Here is a 258-nt window from a genome sequence, read left to right as displayed (position 1 = left end):
GCTAAAATGCTGCTTGTACAGGGGTGAGGCTACACACACTTCACCTTTGATATCTCCCACTATGCCTCTGGCAATCACAAATGCCTTGCCGATGGGATCCCAGTTATCCAACGCAAAGACCGCGGGATCCTGGGTTGGCAGATAAAAAAGGGCCAGTTGTTGTCCTTCTACCATTGCGCCCATCCCTGAATTGGCGATCAGGGCATCCAGATCGCAGACTCTGTTCCAGCTCATGCGCCCTCCTGTTCTGTGTGCTTA

1 protein-coding gene is annotated in these 258 nt (G+C 52.3%); it reads right to left on the bottom strand.

The features are described from left to right. Positions 1-234: nitrite reductase small subunit NirD (gene nirD / locus ACYP03_RS26875; protein WP_459782791.1), on the bottom strand; the 234-nt coding region annotated here is incomplete at its 3' end. Positions 235-258 lie beyond the last annotated feature (24 nt).

This window comes from Photobacterium sp. R1 (genome assembly GCF_054600795.1).
Note: the sequence above shows the minus strand (reverse complement) of the source record. Positions and strands in the feature narration are given on the sequence as shown.